At 65.9% G+C, this 15,966-nt stretch carries 16 protein-coding genes; 6 read left to right on the top strand and 10 right to left on the bottom strand.

Annotated features, from left to right (window positions below; genetic code table 11):
* Positions 1-2: 2 nt before the first annotated feature.
* Positions 3-2,153, bottom strand: coding sequence for a 1,4-alpha-glucan branching protein GlgB (gene glgB, locus MF609_RS16580; protein ID WP_242417261.1), 2,151 nt, complete (start codon positions 2,151-2,153; stop codon positions 3-5).
* Entirely contained in the window at positions 2,150-4,579 is a 2,430-nt protein-coding gene (locus tag MF609_RS16585; protein ID WP_242417262.1) for a glycogen/starch/alpha-glucan phosphorylase, read from the bottom strand. Before MF609_RS16585 ends, glgB begins: the two co-directional genes overlap by 4 nt.
* A 197-nt stretch (positions 4,580-4,776) precedes the next feature.
* Here MF609_RS16585 and MF609_RS16590 point away from each other — a divergent pair, with 197 nt between their 5' ends.
* Positions 4,777-5,631: a 2,4-didehydro-3-deoxy-L-rhamnonate hydrolase gene (locus MF609_RS16590; protein ID WP_242417263.1), complete on the top strand. Its 855-nt coding sequence runs from the start codon at positions 4,777-4,779 to the stop codon at positions 5,629-5,631.
* Positions 5,632-5,668: 37 nt separating this feature from the next.
* Here the strand turns inward: MF609_RS16590 and MF609_RS16595 are convergent, their stop codons facing one another.
* The 4 genes from MF609_RS16595 to mtaB all read right to left on the bottom strand — a co-directional run bounded on the left by MF609_RS16595 (position 5,669) and on the right by mtaB (position 8,995).
* Complete coding sequence (locus tag MF609_RS16595; protein ID WP_242417264.1) at positions 5,669-6,121, bottom strand: tRNA (cytidine(34)-2'-O)-methyltransferase; 453 nt, start codon at positions 6,119-6,121, stop codon at positions 5,669-5,671.
* Positions 6,122-6,201: 80 nt separating this feature from the next.
* Positions 6,202-6,837, bottom strand: coding sequence for a septation protein A (locus MF609_RS16600; protein ID WP_242417265.1), 636 nt, complete (start codon positions 6,835-6,837; stop codon positions 6,202-6,204).
* Positions 6,834-7,763, bottom strand: a complete 930-nt coding sequence (ftsY, locus tag MF609_RS16605; protein WP_242417266.1) for a signal recognition particle-docking protein FtsY — start codon at positions 7,761-7,763, stop codon at positions 6,834-6,836. The genes MF609_RS16600 and ftsY overlap by 4 nt, the downstream gene beginning before the upstream one ends.
* Positions 7,760-8,995 (bottom strand): tRNA (N(6)-L-threonylcarbamoyladenosine(37)-C(2))-methylthiotransferase MtaB, encoded by a 1,236-nt coding sequence (gene mtaB / locus MF609_RS16610; protein ID WP_242417267.1) that lies wholly within the window; start codon positions 8,993-8,995, stop codon positions 7,760-7,762. The genes ftsY and mtaB overlap by 4 nt, the downstream gene beginning before the upstream one ends.
* On the opposite strand from mtaB, the gene MF609_RS16615 reads away from it, so the two are divergent.
* Entirely contained in the window at positions 8,994-9,572 is a 579-nt protein-coding gene (locus MF609_RS16615; protein WP_242417268.1) for a DUF924 family protein, read from the top strand. The two genes, mtaB and MF609_RS16615, sit on opposite strands and share 2 nt — an antisense overlap.
* On the opposite strand, the gene MF609_RS16620 is transcribed toward MF609_RS16615, so the two are convergent.
* Positions 9,547-11,184 (bottom strand): putative bifunctional diguanylate cyclase/phosphodiesterase, encoded by a 1,638-nt coding sequence (locus tag MF609_RS16620; RefSeq protein WP_242417269.1) that lies wholly within the window; start codon positions 11,182-11,184, stop codon positions 9,547-9,549. The two genes, MF609_RS16615 and MF609_RS16620, sit on opposite strands and share 26 nt — an antisense overlap.
* Before the next feature lie 243 nt (positions 11,185-11,427).
* Here MF609_RS16620 and ffh point away from each other — a divergent pair, with 243 nt between their 5' ends.
* From ffh to rimM, 4 genes are all read left to right on the top strand, one after another.
* Positions 11,428-12,921, top strand: coding sequence for a signal recognition particle protein (ffh, locus tag MF609_RS16625; RefSeq protein ID WP_242417270.1), 1,494 nt, complete (start codon positions 11,428-11,430; stop codon positions 12,919-12,921).
* Positions 12,922-12,968: 47 nt separating this feature from the next.
* The gene (gene rpsP, locus MF609_RS16630; RefSeq protein WP_242417271.1) at positions 12,969-13,352 is read left to right on the top strand and encodes a 30S ribosomal protein S16; all 384 of its coding nucleotides are present in this window, start codon (positions 12,969-12,971) and stop codon (positions 13,350-13,352) included.
* A gap of 89 nt (positions 13,353-13,441) precedes the next feature.
* Entirely contained in the window at positions 13,442-13,567 is a 126-nt protein-coding gene (locus tag MF609_RS19910; RefSeq protein ID WP_277991304.1) for a hypothetical protein, read from the top strand.
* Between the two features lie 25 nt (positions 13,568-13,592).
* Positions 13,593-14,051: a ribosome maturation factor RimM gene (gene rimM, locus MF609_RS16635; RefSeq protein WP_242417272.1), complete on the top strand. Its 459-nt coding sequence runs from the start codon at positions 13,593-13,595 to the stop codon at positions 14,049-14,051.
* Positions 14,052-14,053: 2 nt separating this feature from the next.
* Here the strand turns inward: rimM and MF609_RS16640 are convergent, their stop codons facing one another.
* Genes MF609_RS16640 through MF609_RS16650 form a run of 3 tightly spaced genes read right to left on the bottom strand, consistent with a single transcriptional unit; the run spans position 14,054 to position 15,923 of the window.
* Entirely contained in the window at positions 14,054-14,449 is a 396-nt protein-coding gene (locus MF609_RS16640) for a BLUF domain-containing protein (protein ID WP_242417273.1), read from the bottom strand.
* A gap of 52 nt (positions 14,450-14,501) precedes the next feature.
* Positions 14,502-14,939: a hypothetical protein gene (locus MF609_RS16645; protein WP_242417274.1), complete on the bottom strand. Its 438-nt coding sequence runs from the start codon at positions 14,937-14,939 to the stop codon at positions 14,502-14,504.
* A 42-nt stretch (positions 14,940-14,981) separates the two neighbouring features.
* Positions 14,982-15,923, bottom strand: a complete 942-nt coding sequence (locus MF609_RS16650; RefSeq protein ID WP_242417275.1) for an NAD(P)/FAD-dependent oxidoreductase — start codon at positions 15,921-15,923, stop codon at positions 14,982-14,984.
* Positions 15,924-15,966: the final 43 nt, after the last annotated feature.

Genomic DNA, 15,966 nt, shown 5'->3' on the forward strand with positions numbered 1-15,966 from the left:
AATTATGCGTTATATTCGAACCACATCGTTGCAAGCGGCGGCAGGGTCAGTGCGACCGCGCCGTCGCTGGCGGTAACCATGCCCAAATTGCCGATCCCACCGCCGCCATAGACTGCCGCGTCGCTGTTCAGCACCTCGCGCCACACCCCGTCGACCGATACCGGCACGCGGTATCCCTCGCGAACCACCGGCGTCAGGTTGCTGACGACCAGCACCGGCGCTTCGCCCGGCGCACGGCGTTCCCATGCAAAGACCGAATTGGCCGCGTCGTCGACCACCGCCCAATGGAACCCATCGCCTTCGCAGTCGCGGGCATGCAGCGCGGGCGTATCGCGGTACAGGCGGTTGAGGTCGCGGACCAGCGCCACAACGCCGCGATGTGCGGGCGCCTCCAGCAATTCCCAGTCGAGCGCACGCTCCTCCGACCATTCGCGACGCTGGGCGAATTCCTGCCCCATGAACAGCAGCTTCTTGCCGGGATAGCCCCACATCAGCGCATAATAGGCGCGCAGATTGGCGAATTTCTGCCAATCGTCGCCGGCCATCTTGGTCAGCAGCGATCCCTTGCCATGGACCACTTCGTCATGGCTGAGTGGCAGGACAAAATTCTCGCTGAAGGCATAGGTCAGGCCGAAGGTGATTTCGTCGTGATGGTGCGAACGATGCACCGGTTCGCGCGCCATGTACGACAGCGTGTCGTGCATGAAGCCCATGTTCCATTTGAACCCGAAGCCCAGCCCTCCTTCATGGACGGGCTTCGACACGCCGGGCCACGAGGTCGATTCTTCCGCAATAGTGAAGAAGCCGGGATGTTCGCGGTACACCGCGCGGTTGGCTGCACGCAGGAACTCGACCGCTTCCCAATTTTCCCGCCCGCCATCGGCATTCGGAATCCACTCGCCGGCTTGCCGCGAATAGTCGCGGTACAGCATCGAGGCGACCGCATCGACGCGCAGGCCGTCGACATGATAGCGTTCGGCCCAGAACAGCGCGTTGTTCACCAGGAACTGCGACACTTCCCGTCGCCCGAAATTGTAGATCGCCGTGTTCCAGTCGGGATGGAAGCCCAGCCGCGGGTCGTCATGTTCGTAGAGTGCGGTACCGTCGAACCGTGCCAATCCGTGCGCGTCGGTCGGGAAATGCGCAGGCACCCAGTCGAGCAGCACGCCGACCCCCGCCTTGTGTGCGCCGTCGACGAAGCGCGCGAACCCGGCCGGATCGCCGAAACGGGCCGAGGGGGCATAGAGGCCGGTCGTCTGATATCCCCAGGACGGATCGTACGGATGCTCGCTGATCGGCAGGAACTCGATATGGGTGAACCCCATGTCGACGACATAGGGGATCAGCCGGTCGGCCAGCTGGTCCCATGGCAGGAACCAGCCGTCGTCACCGCGCTGCCAACTGCCGGCATGGACTTCGTAGATCGAGATCGGCACGCGGCGCGGATCGGTCGACGCCCAATGCTCGCGATGCGCCGCATCGTGCCAGTCATGGTCGAGCGGCAGGGCGGTGCGCGAGGCGGTGGCGGGGCGGAGCTCGCTTTCGAAGGCGAACGGGTCGGCCTTGTGCGGCAGGCGTTCGCCGTTCGCGCCGATGATTGCGAATTTATATGCCTGCCCCGGCCCGACATCGGGCAGAAAGATTTCCCACACCCCGACATCGGCGCGCCGCCGCATCGGGTGACGCTTGGCATCCCACATGTTCCAGTCGCCGACGACGCTGACAACCTGCGCATTGGGTGCCCAGACCGCAAAGTGCATTCCATCCGCGCCCTCGTGCCGGATCGGATGCGCGCCAAGCTTGTCGTGGAGGCGCAGATGGGTGCCCTCCGCCAGCAGGAAATCGTCAGTGGGGCCAAGGACCGGGCCGAAGCTGTACGGGTCCTTCACCCACCATTCGCCGCCGCCGCCGCGCGCATAATACCACAGCGGTTGGGGCGGGGCGTCGATCACCCCCTCAACAATGCCGTCGCCTACCGGGCGCAATTCCCCCAGCACCTTGCCGGAGAGGTCGTGGGCCAGCACCTTTTGCGCGCCGGGCAGCCACGCACGCACGAAGGTCCCCGCCGGCCCGGCATGGGGACCGAGCAGCGAAAAGGGATCGGCATGACGCCCGCCGAGCAGCGCGGCGATGGCGTCGTCGCCGGGGGTCACATCACGTCCCAGATGTCACGGGCATATTCTCCGATGGTGCGGTCGGACGAGAACCAGCCGACGCCGCCGACGTTACGGATCGCACTGGCGTTCCATCCGGCGCGGTCGCTCCACCGGGCATCGACCTGTCGCTGCGCCTGCGCATAGCTGTCGAAATCGGCGCAGCACAGGAACCAGTCGCTGTTTTCCAGCCCGTCGATCAGCCCGGCATAGCGGCCGGGTTCGTCATGGCTGAAGACGCCGCCCTTGATCGCGGAGAGTGCCTGCTGGAGTTCGCGCGACGCGGCGATGGCGTCGCGCGGATTATAGCCGTTCGCCCGCTTTTCGGCGACTTCATCGGCGGTCAGGCCAAAGATCACGATATCGTCGGCGCCGACATGATCGCGGATTTCCACGTTCGCACCATCGAGCGTACCGATGGTCAGCGCGCCGTTCAGCGCCAGCTTCATGTTGCCGGTGCCAGATGCCTCCATTCCCGCGGTGCTGATCTGTTCGGACAGGTCGGCGGCCGGCATGATGAGTTCGGCGAGCGAGACGTTATAGTTCGGCACGAACGCCACGCGCAGCAGCCCGCGCACCGCCGGGTCGGCATTGACCCGCCGCGCGACATCGTTGGCCAATTTGATGATCAGCTTGGCGTTGTGATAGCTCGACGCCGCCTTGCCCGCGAACAGCTTCACGCGGGGCGTCCAGTCCTTGTCGGGATGGCTGCGGATCTGGTCGTACAGCGCCACCGTTTCGAGGATGTTGAGCAGCTGGCGCTTATATTCGTGGATGCGCTTCACCTGCACGTCGAACATCGCGTCGGGATCGAGCCGGACACCCATCAATTCGCGCAAATGCTGCGACAGGCGGACCTTGTTCGCGCGCTTCACCTGCTCGAATTTCTCGCGGAACGCTGCGTCAGCGGCGAACGGCTTCAGGTCGGCGAGCTTCGTCGCATCGTCGAGGAACCCGTCGCCAATTGCCTCGCGGATCAGCGCGGTCAGTCCCGGATTGCTCTCGAACAGCCAGCGCCGGGGCGTGATGCCGTTGGTCTTGTTGTTGATCCGGTCTGGATAGAGGCGGTGCAGGTCGGCGAAGACCGTCTGCTTCATCAGATCGGTGTGGAGCGCCGCGACGCCATTGACGCTGTGGCTGCCGGTGAACGCCAGGTTCGCCATGCGCACCCGCCGCTCGCCGCCTTCGTCGATCAGGCTGATCGCGGCGATCGCGCCGTCATCCTGCCCCTGCGCCCGCGCCTCGCGCAGCACCTTCGCGTTGATCGCATAGACGATCTGCATGTGGCGCGGCAGCAGCCGTTCGAACAGCGGCAGCGGCCAGCTTTCCAGCGCCTCGGGCAGCAGCGTGTGGTTGGTGTAGCCGAACGTGGCCTTCGTGATCTCCCACGCACCGTCGAAATCGAGCGCATGGTCGTCGATCAGGATACGCATCAGTTCGGCAACCGACACCGCTGGATGGGTGTCGTTCAACTGGATCGCCGCCTTGTCCGACAGGGTGCGGATATCGCCGAAATACTGGACGTGACGCCGCACGATGTCCTGGATCGATGCGGAGGAGAAGAAATACTCCTGCCGCAGCCGCAATTCCTGTCCCGCAGGCGTGCTGTCGGCGGGATACAGGACACGGACCAGCGTGTCGGCGCGGACCGATGCGGCCAGCGCCCCTTCATGGTCGCCCGCGTTGAACCGGTCGAGCCGGATCGGATCGCGCGCACGGGCGGTCCACAGGCGCAACGTGTTCACGCGCGCGCCGCGCCAGCCGATCACCGGCGTGTCGACGGCGATCGCCTCGACCGTTTCGCCGGGCAGCCAGTGAATGTCGCCATTCTCGTCGCCGACGACCTCACCGCCAAAACCGATGCGATAGGCGCTCTCGCGGCGTTCGAACTCCCAGGGATTGCCGTGGCGCAACCAGGTTTCGGGCAATTCCACTTGCCAGCCATTGTCGATCCGCTGGCGGAACATGCCGTTCACATAGCGGATGCCATAGCCATAGGCCGGCAGGTCGAGGCTCGCGAGACTTTCCATGAAACACGCCGCAAGGCGTCCAAGGCCGCCATTGCCGAGCGCCGCGTCGGGTTCCTCGCCTTCGAGATCGGCAAGATTGACGCCGAGCGACGTCAGCGCCTCGCGCACCTCGTCGGTCCGCGACAGGTTCGCCATCGCATTTCGCAGCAGCCGCCCAATCAGGAATTCGAGGCTTAGATAATAGACGCGCTTCGCACCCGCCGCGTGCGCCTGTTTGCTCGACGCCATCCAGCGTTCGATGATGTCGTTGCGCACCGTCAGGATCGTCGCCGCCAGCCAATCGTGCGGGAGCGCCGCCTGCGCATCCTTCCCGATCCGGTGGATCAGCGTGTCGAGGATCGCTTCGGCAAGCGGCGGCGTGGTCGGGGCAACGGCGGCGAGGGCATTCTGGGTCACGCAAATTCCTCGAAACGGGTCGGAATCGACAGTATCGAATGTCCGACGCTTGTCACGCGCAATACGTATGCGCGAAGCGGGTCGTTCCGATGACATGGAAATCCTTGTGACCGGTGTCGCTTGACCTGACTCTGGTGCGGGGCAAGGAGACGGCGATCAGGCGGACAGTGGTGGCCGCGAACCTTGGGAGATGCGAGATGAAGTTCTGCCGCTTTGGCGATCGGGGTGCCGAACGGCCCGGCGTGGTCGATGCCGATGGCCGCATCCGCGACCTGTCGGGCGTGGTCGCCGACATCACCGTCGATACGATCCGCGACCTGTCGGTCGATGTAGCAAGCCTGCCCGTGGTGGACGGCACGCCGCGCTTTGGCGTTCCGGTGAAGGGAATCGGCAAGATCGTGGCGATCGGCCTGAACTATGCCGACCATGCCGCCGAATCGAACCTGCCGGTGCCGAGCGAACCGATGATGTTCATGAAGGCGCTGTCGTCGCTGACCGGCCCGAATGACGAAGTTATGCTGCCGCGCGGATCGACCCATACCGACTGGGAAGTCGAACTGGCGGTCGTGATCGGCAAGACCGCGCGCTACGTCGACAAGGAAGATGCGCTGTCGCACGTCGCGGGCTTCACCATCGCCAACGACGTGTCGGAACGCTTCAACCAGAAGCAGCGCGGCACGCAGTGGTCGAAGGGGAAGGGGCATGACAGCTTCTGCCCGGTCGGCCCGTGGCTGGTCACGCCGGACGAGATTGCCGACCCGCAGGCGCTCGACATGTTCCTCGACGTGAACGGCGCGCGAATGCAGACGGGCAATACGCGGACGATGATCTTCGACGTCGCCGAACTGATCTCCTATGTCAGCGAATATATCACCCTATATCCCGGCGACCTGATGATTACCGGTACGCCGCCGGGCGTGGGCGAGGGCAAGAAGCCGGAGTCCGTCTATCTCAAGGCCGGCGACACGATGACGCTCGGCATTGCCGGGCTGGGCGAACAGACGCAGCAGGTGGTTGCGTGGCGCCATCTGGGCGACGCGGTTCTCGGGTGACGGCGGGGGCGTCGGTCGCGGGACCGGCGCCCGCTCCTTATCCCGGCAGGCCGCCGGTCTGCCGCAATGCCTCGCCCAGCGCCAGCGCGGCGGCGGTGGCGAGGTTCATCGAGCGCACCTCCGCCCGGATCGGCAGGCGCAGGCCGATATCGCAGCGGTCGGCCACCGCCTGCGGCACGCCGGCACTCTCCTTGCCGAACAGCAGCACGTCGTCGGGCGCAAAGTTGAAGTCATAGGCGCCCTGCGTCGCCTTGGTGCTGAACAAAATCAGCCGCGCGCCATGACGGGCCGCGCGAAAGGCGGCGAAATCGGCATGGCGGGTCACCGACACATGGTCGATATAATCCATCGCGGTCCGTCGCACCCGGCGGTCGTCCCATGCGAAGCCCAGCGGCTCGATCAGGTCGACCGCCACGCCCAGACAGGCACCCAGCCGCATGACGGCCCCGACGTTGCCCGCGATTTCGGGTTCATAAAGCGCGATACGCATCGCCGCTGCTTGGCGCGGGTCGGCGCGATGCGCAAGCGCTGGCGATCGGCCCGCCCGACATCATCGATGGCCGACGCGGCTCAATCCGCCGGCGGCAGCGGCGCGTCCTTCTCGACCTGCAGTCCGTGGCGCAGCAGCATCGGGATGTTCGCGGCGGCAAAGACCAGCGTCAGCGGCACCGCGCCCCAAAGCTTGAACCCGACCCAGAAATCCCAGGTCGAATGGCGCCAGACGACCTCGTTCAACACCGCCATAAACGCGAAGAAGATCGCCCAGTTTAGCGTCAGCTTGCGCCACCCGGTCGCGCTCAGACCCGGATAGGCGGTTTCCAGCAACTGCTGGAGCAACGGGCGCCCGGTGATGAGGCCGAAGGTGAGGATCGCCGAGAACATCGCATAGACGATGGTCGGCTTCATCTTGATGAAGGTGTCGTCGCGGAAATACAGGGTCAGCGCGCCGAATACGACGACGAGGCCGGCCGACAGCCACAGCATCGGCGAGATATGCCCCGTCTTCCACTTCGACACGATGATCGCGGCGACGCTGGCGATCATGAACGCGGTGCTGGCGATGACGACCTGCGCCAGCGAATCGACCATGTCGGGCAGGCCGATCTTGCTCGCCAGCAGGTTGGCGACGAAGAATACGAGCAACGGGCCGTAATCGAGCGCCATGCGGAACAGCGGCGATACCGGCGGCTTGGTGTCGGTCGTCATTTGCGCACCCGCTCTACGCCCGCGATGATGCGGGATACCTCATGCGCGTCGAACCCGCGCAGGTCGTCAGCGGTTTCGCCGACGCCGATCGCATGGATCGGCAACCCGAACTTCTCCGCCGCTGCCACCAGCACGCCGCCGCGCGCGGTGCCGTCCAGCTTGGTCATCACCAAGCCGGTGACGCCCGCCGTCTCCTTGAACACCTCGATCTGGTTGAGCGCGTTCTGCCCCGTCGTCGCATCGAGGACGAGGACGACATCGTGCGGCGCTTCGGGGTTCAGCCGGCCGAGGACGCGGCGAACCTTGGCCAGTTCGTCCATCAGTTCGCGCTTGTTCTGCAGGCGCCCGGCGGTGTCGACGATCAGCACGTCGATGCCGGTGGCGGTCGCCTGCTTGACCGCTTCATAGACGATGCCTGCCGCATCGCCGCCTTCGGCCCCGCTGACGATCGGCACGCCGATCCGTTCGGCCCAGGTCCGGAGCTGGCCGATGGCGGCGGCGCGGAACGTGTCGCCTGCCGCGAGCATCACGCCATAGTCCTGCTCGACCAGCGTCTTGGCAAGCTTGGCGATGGTCGTCGTCTTGCCCGATCCGTTGACGCCGATGACCAGAATGACCTGCGGACGCGGAAAGGCTTCGATTTCCAGCGGCTTGGCAACCGGGGTCAGGACCTTTTCGATCTCCTCCGCCACGACCAGGCGGATGCCCAGCTCCTCCATATTGCGCTCATACTGCCCTTCCGACAGGCGGGCGCGGACCCGGGCGGCGGTGGCGGGGCCGAGGTCGGATGCGATCAGCGCCTCCTCGATCTCGTCCAGTGTCGCATCGTCCAGTCGCGCCGCGGACAGGCCGACCAGATTGCCGGTCAGGCGGTCGGACGTCTTCTTCAGGCCGCCGAGCAGGCGTTCGTGCCACGAAAGGCTCATAGGGGCATTCCGATCAACTGATCGCCTTCGATATGAGTGAGCCGCGCGGTCACGATGCGACCGGGCGGGCAGGGGGGGAGCCGGACGTCGGCAAAGCCGGGGCTATGCCCGCGCGTGCCGGGACGTTCGACCAGGATGTCGGTAACGCTGCCGATCTGTTCGGCCAGCCAGGCGCGATGCCGGCGTGCGGCGGCGTCGCGCAATCCCTGCGCGCGTGCCTTGGCGACCGGGGGCGGCACCTGCGGCATCCGCGCGGCCGGCGTGCGGGCGCGGGGGCTGTAGGGAAAGACATGGGCATGGACGATGGCGCAATCGTCGATAAGTGCCAGCGTATTCGCCGCCATCGCATCGTCCTCCGTCGGGAAGCCGGCGATCAAATCCGCGCCGATAGCGATTTCCGGGCGCGCAGTTTTCAGGCGTTCGACCAGTCGTACCGCATCGGCGCGGCTGTGTCGGCGACGCATCCGCTTGAGGACCATGTCGTCGCCGGCCTGGAACGACAGATGGGCGTGCGGCATGACTCGTGGCTCGGACGTAAGCAATTCGAACAGCTTGGCGTCGATAGCTGCGGGATCGAGCGAGGAGAGGCGCAGCCGCTTCAGCGGCGTGGCCGCGATGATCGCCTCGACCAGATCGCCGAGTGTCGGCGTTTCCGACAGGTCATGGCCATAGCTCGACAGATCGACGCCGGTGAGCACGACCTCTGCATGACCCGCCGCGACCAGCGTATCGACCTGCGCCACGATCGCTGCGATGCCGGCCGAACGCGACGGCCCGCGTCCGGCGGGGATGGCGCAGAAGGTGCAGGCGTGATCGCAGCCATTCTGTACTTCGACAAAGGCGCGGGTCTGTCCTTCGAAACCGCCGGCCAGTTGCGGCGCGGTGTCCAGTATGCGGGCGATGTCGCGTACGATCACAGGCTCGCTCGATCCCCATGCGACGGGGTTCAGCTTGTCCGAATTGCCGATGACGCGGGTAACCTCGGGCATCGCGGCAAAGCTGGCCGGATCGATCTGTGCCGCGCAGCCGGTGACGATCAGTTCGCTGTCGGGGCGCTCGCGCCGCGCCTTGCGGATGGCCCGCCGGGTGGCGGCGACGGCGTCGTTGGTGACGGCGCAACTGTTGACCACCACCACGTCGCGCGATGCCACCAGCCCACGGATCGCATCGCTTTCCGCGATGTTCAGCCGGCAGCCGAGCGTTATGATGGCGGGACCACAGGAGGATGGCATGGGCGACGATCTAGGGACAGCGGCCGGGGAAGTCCACGGACAGGCGCGCGAAGTCCTCGACTTCTGGTTCGAGGCGGTCGGGCCGGAGCGGCATTTCGCCAAGGACGATGCGCTGGATGCCGAGATCGGCGAGCGGTTCGGCACGCTCCAGCAGCGTCTGCTGGCAAGCGACGCTGCGGGGTGGCGCGACGACCGCGACACGTTGCTGGCGGCGGTAATCGTCCTCGACCAGTTTTCGCGGAACCTCTTCCGCGGGCAGGCGGCGGCGTTCGCGGCCGATCCGCTGGCACTGGAACTCACGCTGATCGGCATCGCGCGGGGCGACGATCGCGCGCTGCCGCCGGAGCGCCGGGCGTTTCTCTACATGCCGCTGATGCACAGCGAGGATGCCGGGGTCTCGCGCTTCTCGCTTCATTGTTTCGAGGCGCTGGGCAATCCGGTAAACCTGAAGTTCGCGCGCGAACATGCCGACGTGCTGGCGCATTATGGCCGCTATCCGTCCCGCAACGCCGCGCTCGGCCGGGTGTCGACCGAGGCGGAGGCGACCTATCTCAGCCGGCCTGACGCCGGTTGGTAAGGTCGGGCAGATCGGGCTCGGTCGAGCCGGTGTGCAGAAGGCCGCGCGCCGCCAGCATCCGGCGGGTATCGGCGATCGACAGCGGCTTGCCGTAATTCCACCCCTGTGCCTTCGCACAGCCGAGTGCGGCGAGGCGATCGGCGATGGTGTCGGTCTCGACTCCTTCGGCAGTGACCGGCAGGTTGAGATTGGCACCAAGCCCGATGATGGCATTTACGATCGCGGCCGAGTCGGCATTGTCGAGCATCGACAGGACGAAGCTCTTGTCGATCTTGATCTTGTCGAACGGCAATGCCCGCAAATGGGCGAGCGACGAATAGCCGGTGCCGAAATCGTCGAGGGCAAGGCGCACGCCCTGATTCTTGAGCGAGCCGACGATCGACTGGGCCAGCGCCAGATTGTCGAACAGCGCGCTTTCGGTGATCTCGATCTCCAGGCGATTGGGGGCGAAGCCGCCCTCGACCGTCGCCTTGATGATCTTCTGCGCCAGCCAGGCATCGCGCAACTGGGTAGGCGAGATGTTGACCGACAACGACAGGCTGGGGTCCCAATCGCGTGCCGCTGCGAAGGCCTGTCGCATGATCGCCAGCGAGAGGTCGGCGATCAGGCCCGATTCCTCCGCGACCGGAATGAAGCGGTCGGGCGGGATGATTCCCTGCGTCGGGTGGATCCAGCGTGCCAGCACCTCGAACCCGCACAGCCGCCCGGTCGCCAGGTCGATCTGGGGTTCGAAGAAGGGAACGAGCTGTCCGGCCGGAATGGCGAGGCGCAGACCGTTTTCGATGTCGTTGCGGTCGATCAGCGCGTGTTCCATCGCCCGGTTGAACCAGCAGACGCCGCCCCGCTGCGATTTCTTGGCGCAATACATCGCGATGTCGGCCGCGCGCAGCAGCGTGTCGATACTGTTCCCGTCGAAGTCCGAGCGGGCGACCCCGATCGAGCTTGTCAGATGGATGCGCAGATCATCGATCTCGACGGGCTGCGACAACGTGGCGATGACGCGCGACGCGACATGGTCGACGGTCGACGGGTCGCGTGCATCGAAGACGAAGGCGCAGGCAAAGGCATCGCCGCCGAACCGCGCGGTCAGCGCGGCCGGCGGCATCACTCCGGCGATCGCCTGTGCAGCGGCGCGCAGCACCGCATCGCCGATGTCGTGGCCGTGCATGTCGTTGACCATCTTGAAATGGTCGAGGTCGACGATCATCAGCGCGACCGCCTGTTCCCGGCGCACGGACGCGTTCAGCAACGCAGCGCCGGCTTCGCTCAGCGACCGCCGGTTGAGAAATCCGGTCAGCGGGTCGCGCGACGCCAGCATCCGGGCGCGCTCTTCGGCTTCGGACCGGCCATGCATTTCGATTTCGACCGCGCGGTGCCGCCGCCAGCCGAAGACGACCAGCAGCGCATTGAGGAGCAGCGCGACGACGAGCGGGCGTTCCACCGGTGCACCGCCGAAGAAGCGATGGTCGAGCACCCCGGAGATGACCGCGATGCTCAGGCCGATGAACAGCAGGATCGCGCAGACGCAGATCGGCAGCGTCCAGCGACTGACTCGCTGCCGCGTCTCTGGCGGAGTTGTTCCCTCCGTTCCGCGTTGCCGATCCCGATCCATGCGCGAGGGTTATCGCAAGCCATCGGTATAGAAGATGTTAAAGCGTCTGCTCTGTTCGTCGGCAGGGCGGCTCCGGTCATCGTGCCTTGCACCGGCAGGGCGTTTGCTTTAGGGGGTGCGGATCGTTTCCGCGAGGAATCGTTCAGCAATGCCGCCCAAGGGCGACGCCGGCCGACGAGGTTTCGTCCGCCGGCGTGTTTTGCTTGAGCGTTTTTCGCGAGAATTGGCAACTGGAGTGCGCGCGTGTTCGAAAGTCTGAGTGACCGGCTGGGAGGGGTGTTCGATCGTCTGCGCGGTCGCGGCGCGCTGACCGAGGCCGATGTCCGGACGGCGATGCGCGAAGTCCGCGTGGCGCTGCTGGAAGCGGACGTGGCACTGCCCGTCGCGCGCGAATTCGTCGAGAAGGCGACCGAGGCCGCCGTCGGCCAGAACGTCCTACGCTCGATCACGCCGGGGCAGCAGGTCGTCAAGATCGTCCACGACGCGCTGGTCGACATGCTCGGCCCGGACACGGCCGAGCTGGACGTCGCCGTCACGCCGCCTGCCGTCGTCATGCTGGTCGGGCTTCAGGGTTCGGGCAAGACGACGACCACCGCGAAGCTTGCCAAGCTGTTGTCCAAGCGTGAGGGCAAGAAGGTGATGATGGCGTCGCTGGACGTCAATCGCCCGGCGGCACAGGAACAGCTGGCGGTGCTGGGTACCCAGGTCGAGGTCGCGACGCTGCCGATCGTGGCCGGCCAGCAGCCGGTCGACATCGCCCGACGTGCCTTGCAGGCAGCCAAGCTGCAGGGCTTCGACGTGGTCATGCTCGACACGGCGGGTCGTCTGCACGTCGACCAGGCGTTGATGGACGAGATGAAGGCCGTCTCGGACATTGCGAAGCCGAACGAGACGCTGCTGGTCGTCGACTCGCTGACCGGGCAGGACGCGGTCAACGTCGCACAGAACTTTTCCGAACAGGTGCCGCTGACCGGCGTCATCCTGACCCGCATGGACGGCGATGCGCGCGGTGGTGCCGCGCTGTCGATGCGCGCGGTCACCGGCAAGCCGATCAAGTTTGCGGGCACCGGCGAGAAGCTGGACGCGATCGAGCCGTTCCACCCGAAGCGGGTCGCGGGCCGCATCCTCGGCATGGGCGACGTCGTGTCGTTGGTCGAGAAGGCGGCGCAGTCGATCGAGGCCGAAGATGCCGAGCGGATGGCCGGTCGTCTTGCCAAGGGTCAGTTCGACATGAACGACCTGCGCGGGCAGCTGGCGCAGATGCGGCGCATGGGTGGCTTGGGCGCGCTGGCGGGCATGATTCCCGGCATGAAGAAGGCGCAGGCGGCGATGGCGTCGGGCGCGGTGGATGAAAAGATCCTGCTGCGCATGGATGCGATGATCACGTCGATGACCGCCAAGGAGCGCGCCAAGCCCGAACTCATCAATGCCAAGCGCAAGATCCGTATCGCCAAGGGGTCGGGCACGACGGTGCAGGACATCAACAAGCTGTTGAAGATGCACCAGGAAATGCAGACCGCCATGAAGAAGCTCAAGAAGATGGGCGGCATCAAGGGCATGATGGCGATGCTGGGCAAGGGCGGCATGGGCGGTCTCGGCAATGCGCTGGGCGGTCCTGGACTTGGCGATCTGATGAGCAAGGCCGGCGGCGAAATGCCGGGCCTGCCAGGGCTCACCGGAGGCAAGGGCATGCCGCAGCTGCCCCCCGGCTTCGAAAACCTTATCAAGAAGAAGTAACCGCCGGTCGGAACCGGCTTACACAGACCAACGAAGGAAGAAGAATAATGGCACTCAGCATCCGTCTGTCGCGTGGTGGCTCGAAGAAGCGTCCCTACTATCGCATCGTCGTCGCCGATGCGCGCAGCCCGCGCGATGGCCGCTTCATCGAGAAGATCGGCACCTATAACCCGCTGCTGGGCAAGGAAGACGAAAAGCGCGTCGTGCTCGACGCCGAGCGTGCGACCCACTGGCTGAGCGTCGGTGCGCAGCCGACCGACCGTGTCGCGCGCTTCCTCGACAAGGCCGGCGTGAAGGAACGCGCCGCCCGCAACAACCCGACCAAGGGCAAGCCGGGCGAGAAGGCCGTCGAGCGCGCCGAAGAGCGTGCCGAAAAGGCGAAGGCAGCCGAGGAAGCCGCCAACGCTCCGGCCGAAACCGCCGAGGCGTAAAAGGACATGCCAGCCGGTCTTTCGAGGCGGGCCGGCACCCTTTGATCGGCGTCATGCGTTGCCGCTCACCCCGAGCAGGAGCATGACGCATGATCGACCCCAAAGAACAGTCAGCCCATGACGAAGACGCCACCAATGTCGGCCAGTCGGCGGAAGAACCCGCCGAAGGCAGCGACGACGCCCCCGCCGGCGGCGAAGGCTCGCCCGACGCCTGATGTCGCGGTCGACCGCAGCCGGGTCGTGCTGGCGGCGATCGCCGGCGCGCATGGTTTGCATGGCGAGGTGCGGCTGAAGCTGTTCACCGACGACCTGTCGACTTATTCGACGTTGAACGGTGGCGCGCTGACCTTGGCGTCGGTGCGGCCCGCCACCAATGGCGTGATAGGGAAGTTCCGCGAGATCACCGATCGCACCAAGGCGGAGGCCATGCGCGGTACCGAACTGTGGATCGGCCGTGACCAGTTACCGCCGCTGGGCGAAGGCGAATATTATCACGCGGATTTGCTGGGTTTGCCGGTCGTGTCGACGACGGGCGATGCGCTGGGGCAGATAGTCGCGATAGACGATTTCGGTGCGGGCGACGTGATCGAGATCGAACGGCCCGGTGGCAAGCGCTTCATGGTGCCGATGCAGCCGCATGCGGTGCCCGAATGGAATAACGAGCGCCTGGTCGTCGAGGCGGTGTTCGCGGTCGACTGACCTTATCGTGCCGTCGCGGCGGCGAATGCCTGCCGCAACGTTTCGGGCGCGCCTGCCAGCCGCCGCTCGATCCGGGCAAGGACCGCTTCGCCATCGGCCAAGGTGCGGGTGGCGCGCTCCATGCTCCAATAGCCGAATTCGCGGACGGCGATCGCTCGATCCGACAGGATCGACAGGTCGGTGTGGCGTGGATCGCCGGCGATTCGCGCATAGGTCGCAGCGACGCTCGACTCCGGTCCCTCGATCACTTGTAGGAAATGGCTGCCATCGTGCCACAACAGGCCGGTGATGCCGTCCACCGCATTGTTGTGGCGGGACTGTTGCAGAATGTGATCGACATCGACACCGGGCACGCTGCGGCTGGTATAGAAAAGCTGGCGGAACAACGTCTCGGTCACGCTTGTTCGGATACGATCGCCGGGGCGATCGATCAAGCCCGGAGCGTAATGATCATCGGTCCCGTGGTGGCACGGTCGGTGGCGCACCTATCTCCGCATCGGGATCGGCCAGCTTCGTGACGAGCCGCCCGACCAAGGTTACCGGATCGCGGCCACGACCATAGCCATAGGCTTCCGCCTCCTGCTTCGAACAACGGCGTTGCCCGCGAAAGATGCCGCAGCCGGACAAGAACGGGTCTTGAACCGAGGGCGACGGAACTTCGCCGATAACCGCGCCTCGCTCTCCGGCTTCGCGCACCGTGGGGAGCGGCAGGCGGTAGCGGGTGTCGCGATCCCGGTCGCCGCAGACCACGATCTCCCCGGCGCCCGCCGAGGAGCAGTTGCGTGCCGCGTCCCGCTCGGCAGCGGCGGCAAGGATGCGATCGAACGACTGCGCCTGTACGGGCAGGGGAAGCAGCAGGGCGGCGATCGGGAGCATGGCTATGCGCATTAGTGGATATGGCTACTGCGCGGCCCCGTCGACGGCAAGGCGTCAGCGCCGGATCGGGTGGCGCTCGGCCAGCAGGTTGCGGATGGTGGTCGCCGCGACGCCGGCCTCGCCCATGGCATGGCTGATCTGGTCCAAGCCCTTGACCACGTCGCCCGCCGCGAACAGTCCGGGGACCGAGGTGCGTTGGTGATCGTCGACCTCGAGGCAGCCATCTTCGCTCGCCCGAGCACCGGCCGCGACCGCCAGCTCGGAGCGGATACGCGACCCGAGCGCAGGGTAGATGCTGTCGAACGCCAGCTCCCCCGTAGCGGTGCGGACGATCAGGTGATTTCCATTGATCCGATAGTCGCCGCAGGGGCCATCGACGCGACGAATGCCTGCGTCGTCGAGTGCCGCAATACACGCATCGTCGAGGTCGTGTTCGGTATCGGGCGCGATCAGCGTCACGTCGCCGGTATAGCCGCGGAGGAACAGCGCCTCCCGCATGCCGTGGCCGCTGGTGCCGATCACGCCGACACGACGGTCGGTCACTTCATACCCGTCGCAGATCGGGCAGTAGCGCAGCAGGCCGCGCTGGAGCGCATCGTCGTGCAGCGCATCCTCCAACCCGGCAGGCCGGTGGTTGACCACGCCGGTCGCCAGCAGCACGGTCCGCGCACGCAGGGTGGTGCGGTCGGTACGGACCACGAAGTCGTCGCCGGTGCGCTCGATCGCGGTCACCGTGGCCGCCTCGCACGTCGCGCCATAGTCGCGTGCCTGTCGGTGCATCCTCGCCAGCAGTTCGGGACCGGGAATGCCGCCAGGGAAACCGGCATGGTTATGTGTACGCGGAATCATCGCCGCGCGGCTCGATCCGCAATCGAACAGGCGGGTCGTCAGGTGAAATCGCGCGAGATAGATCGCGGCGGTCAGCCCGGCAGGACCGGCGCCGATGATGGCGCAGTCGATGGTTTCGCTATCGGACGACAAAAGGGCGGGGGGCATGACCGGAGCAAATGACGGGACGGGGCTTTCGTTCCCGTTGGCA

The sequence above is a fragment of the Sphingomonas panni genome (assembly GCF_022664435.1).
GTDB classification, from domain to species: Bacteria; Pseudomonadota; Alphaproteobacteria; order Sphingomonadales; family Sphingomonadaceae; genus Sphingomonas; species Sphingomonas panni.

Excerpts from the sequence above, each read along its gene's own strand:
- MF609_RS16620 (WP_242417269.1), bottom strand. The coding sequence starts at position 11,184 with ATGGATCGGGATCGGCAACGCGGAACGGAGGGAACAACTCCGCCAGAG.
- MF609_RS16615 (WP_242417268.1), top strand. The coding sequence starts at position 8,994 with ATGGGCGACGATCTAGGGACAGCGGCCGGGGAAGTCCACGGACAGGCG.
- rpsP (WP_242417271.1), top strand. The coding sequence starts at position 12,969 with ATGGCACTCAGCATCCGTCTGTCGCGTGGTGGCTCGAAGAAGCGTCCC.
- ftsY (WP_242417266.1), bottom strand. The coding sequence starts at position 7,763 with ATGAGCCTTTCGTGGCACGAACGCCTGCTCGGCGGCCTGAAGAAGACG.
- MF609_RS16595 (WP_242417264.1), bottom strand. The coding sequence starts at position 6,121 with ATGCGTATCGCGCTTTATGAACCCGAAATCGCGGGCAACGTCGGGGCC.
- MF609_RS16590 (WP_242417263.1), top strand. The coding sequence starts at position 4,777 with ATGAAGTTCTGCCGCTTTGGCGATCGGGGTGCCGAACGGCCCGGCGTG.
- MF609_RS16645 (WP_242417274.1), bottom strand. The coding sequence starts at position 14,939 with ATGCGCATAGCCATGCTCCCGATCGCCGCCCTGCTGCTTCCCCTGCCC.
- MF609_RS19910 (WP_277991304.1), top strand. The coding sequence starts at position 13,442 with ATGATCGACCCCAAAGAACAGTCAGCCCATGACGAAGACGCCACCAAT.
- MF609_RS16650 (WP_242417275.1), bottom strand. The coding sequence starts at position 15,923 with ATGCCCCCCGCCCTTTTGTCGTCCGATAGCGAAACCATCGACTGCGCC.
- MF609_RS16600 (WP_242417265.1), bottom strand. The coding sequence starts at position 6,837 with ATGACGACCGACACCAAGCCGCCGGTATCGCCGCTGTTCCGCATGGCG.
- mtaB (WP_242417267.1), bottom strand. The coding sequence starts at position 8,995 with ATGCCATCCTCCTGTGGTCCCGCCATCATAACGCTCGGCTGCCGGCTG.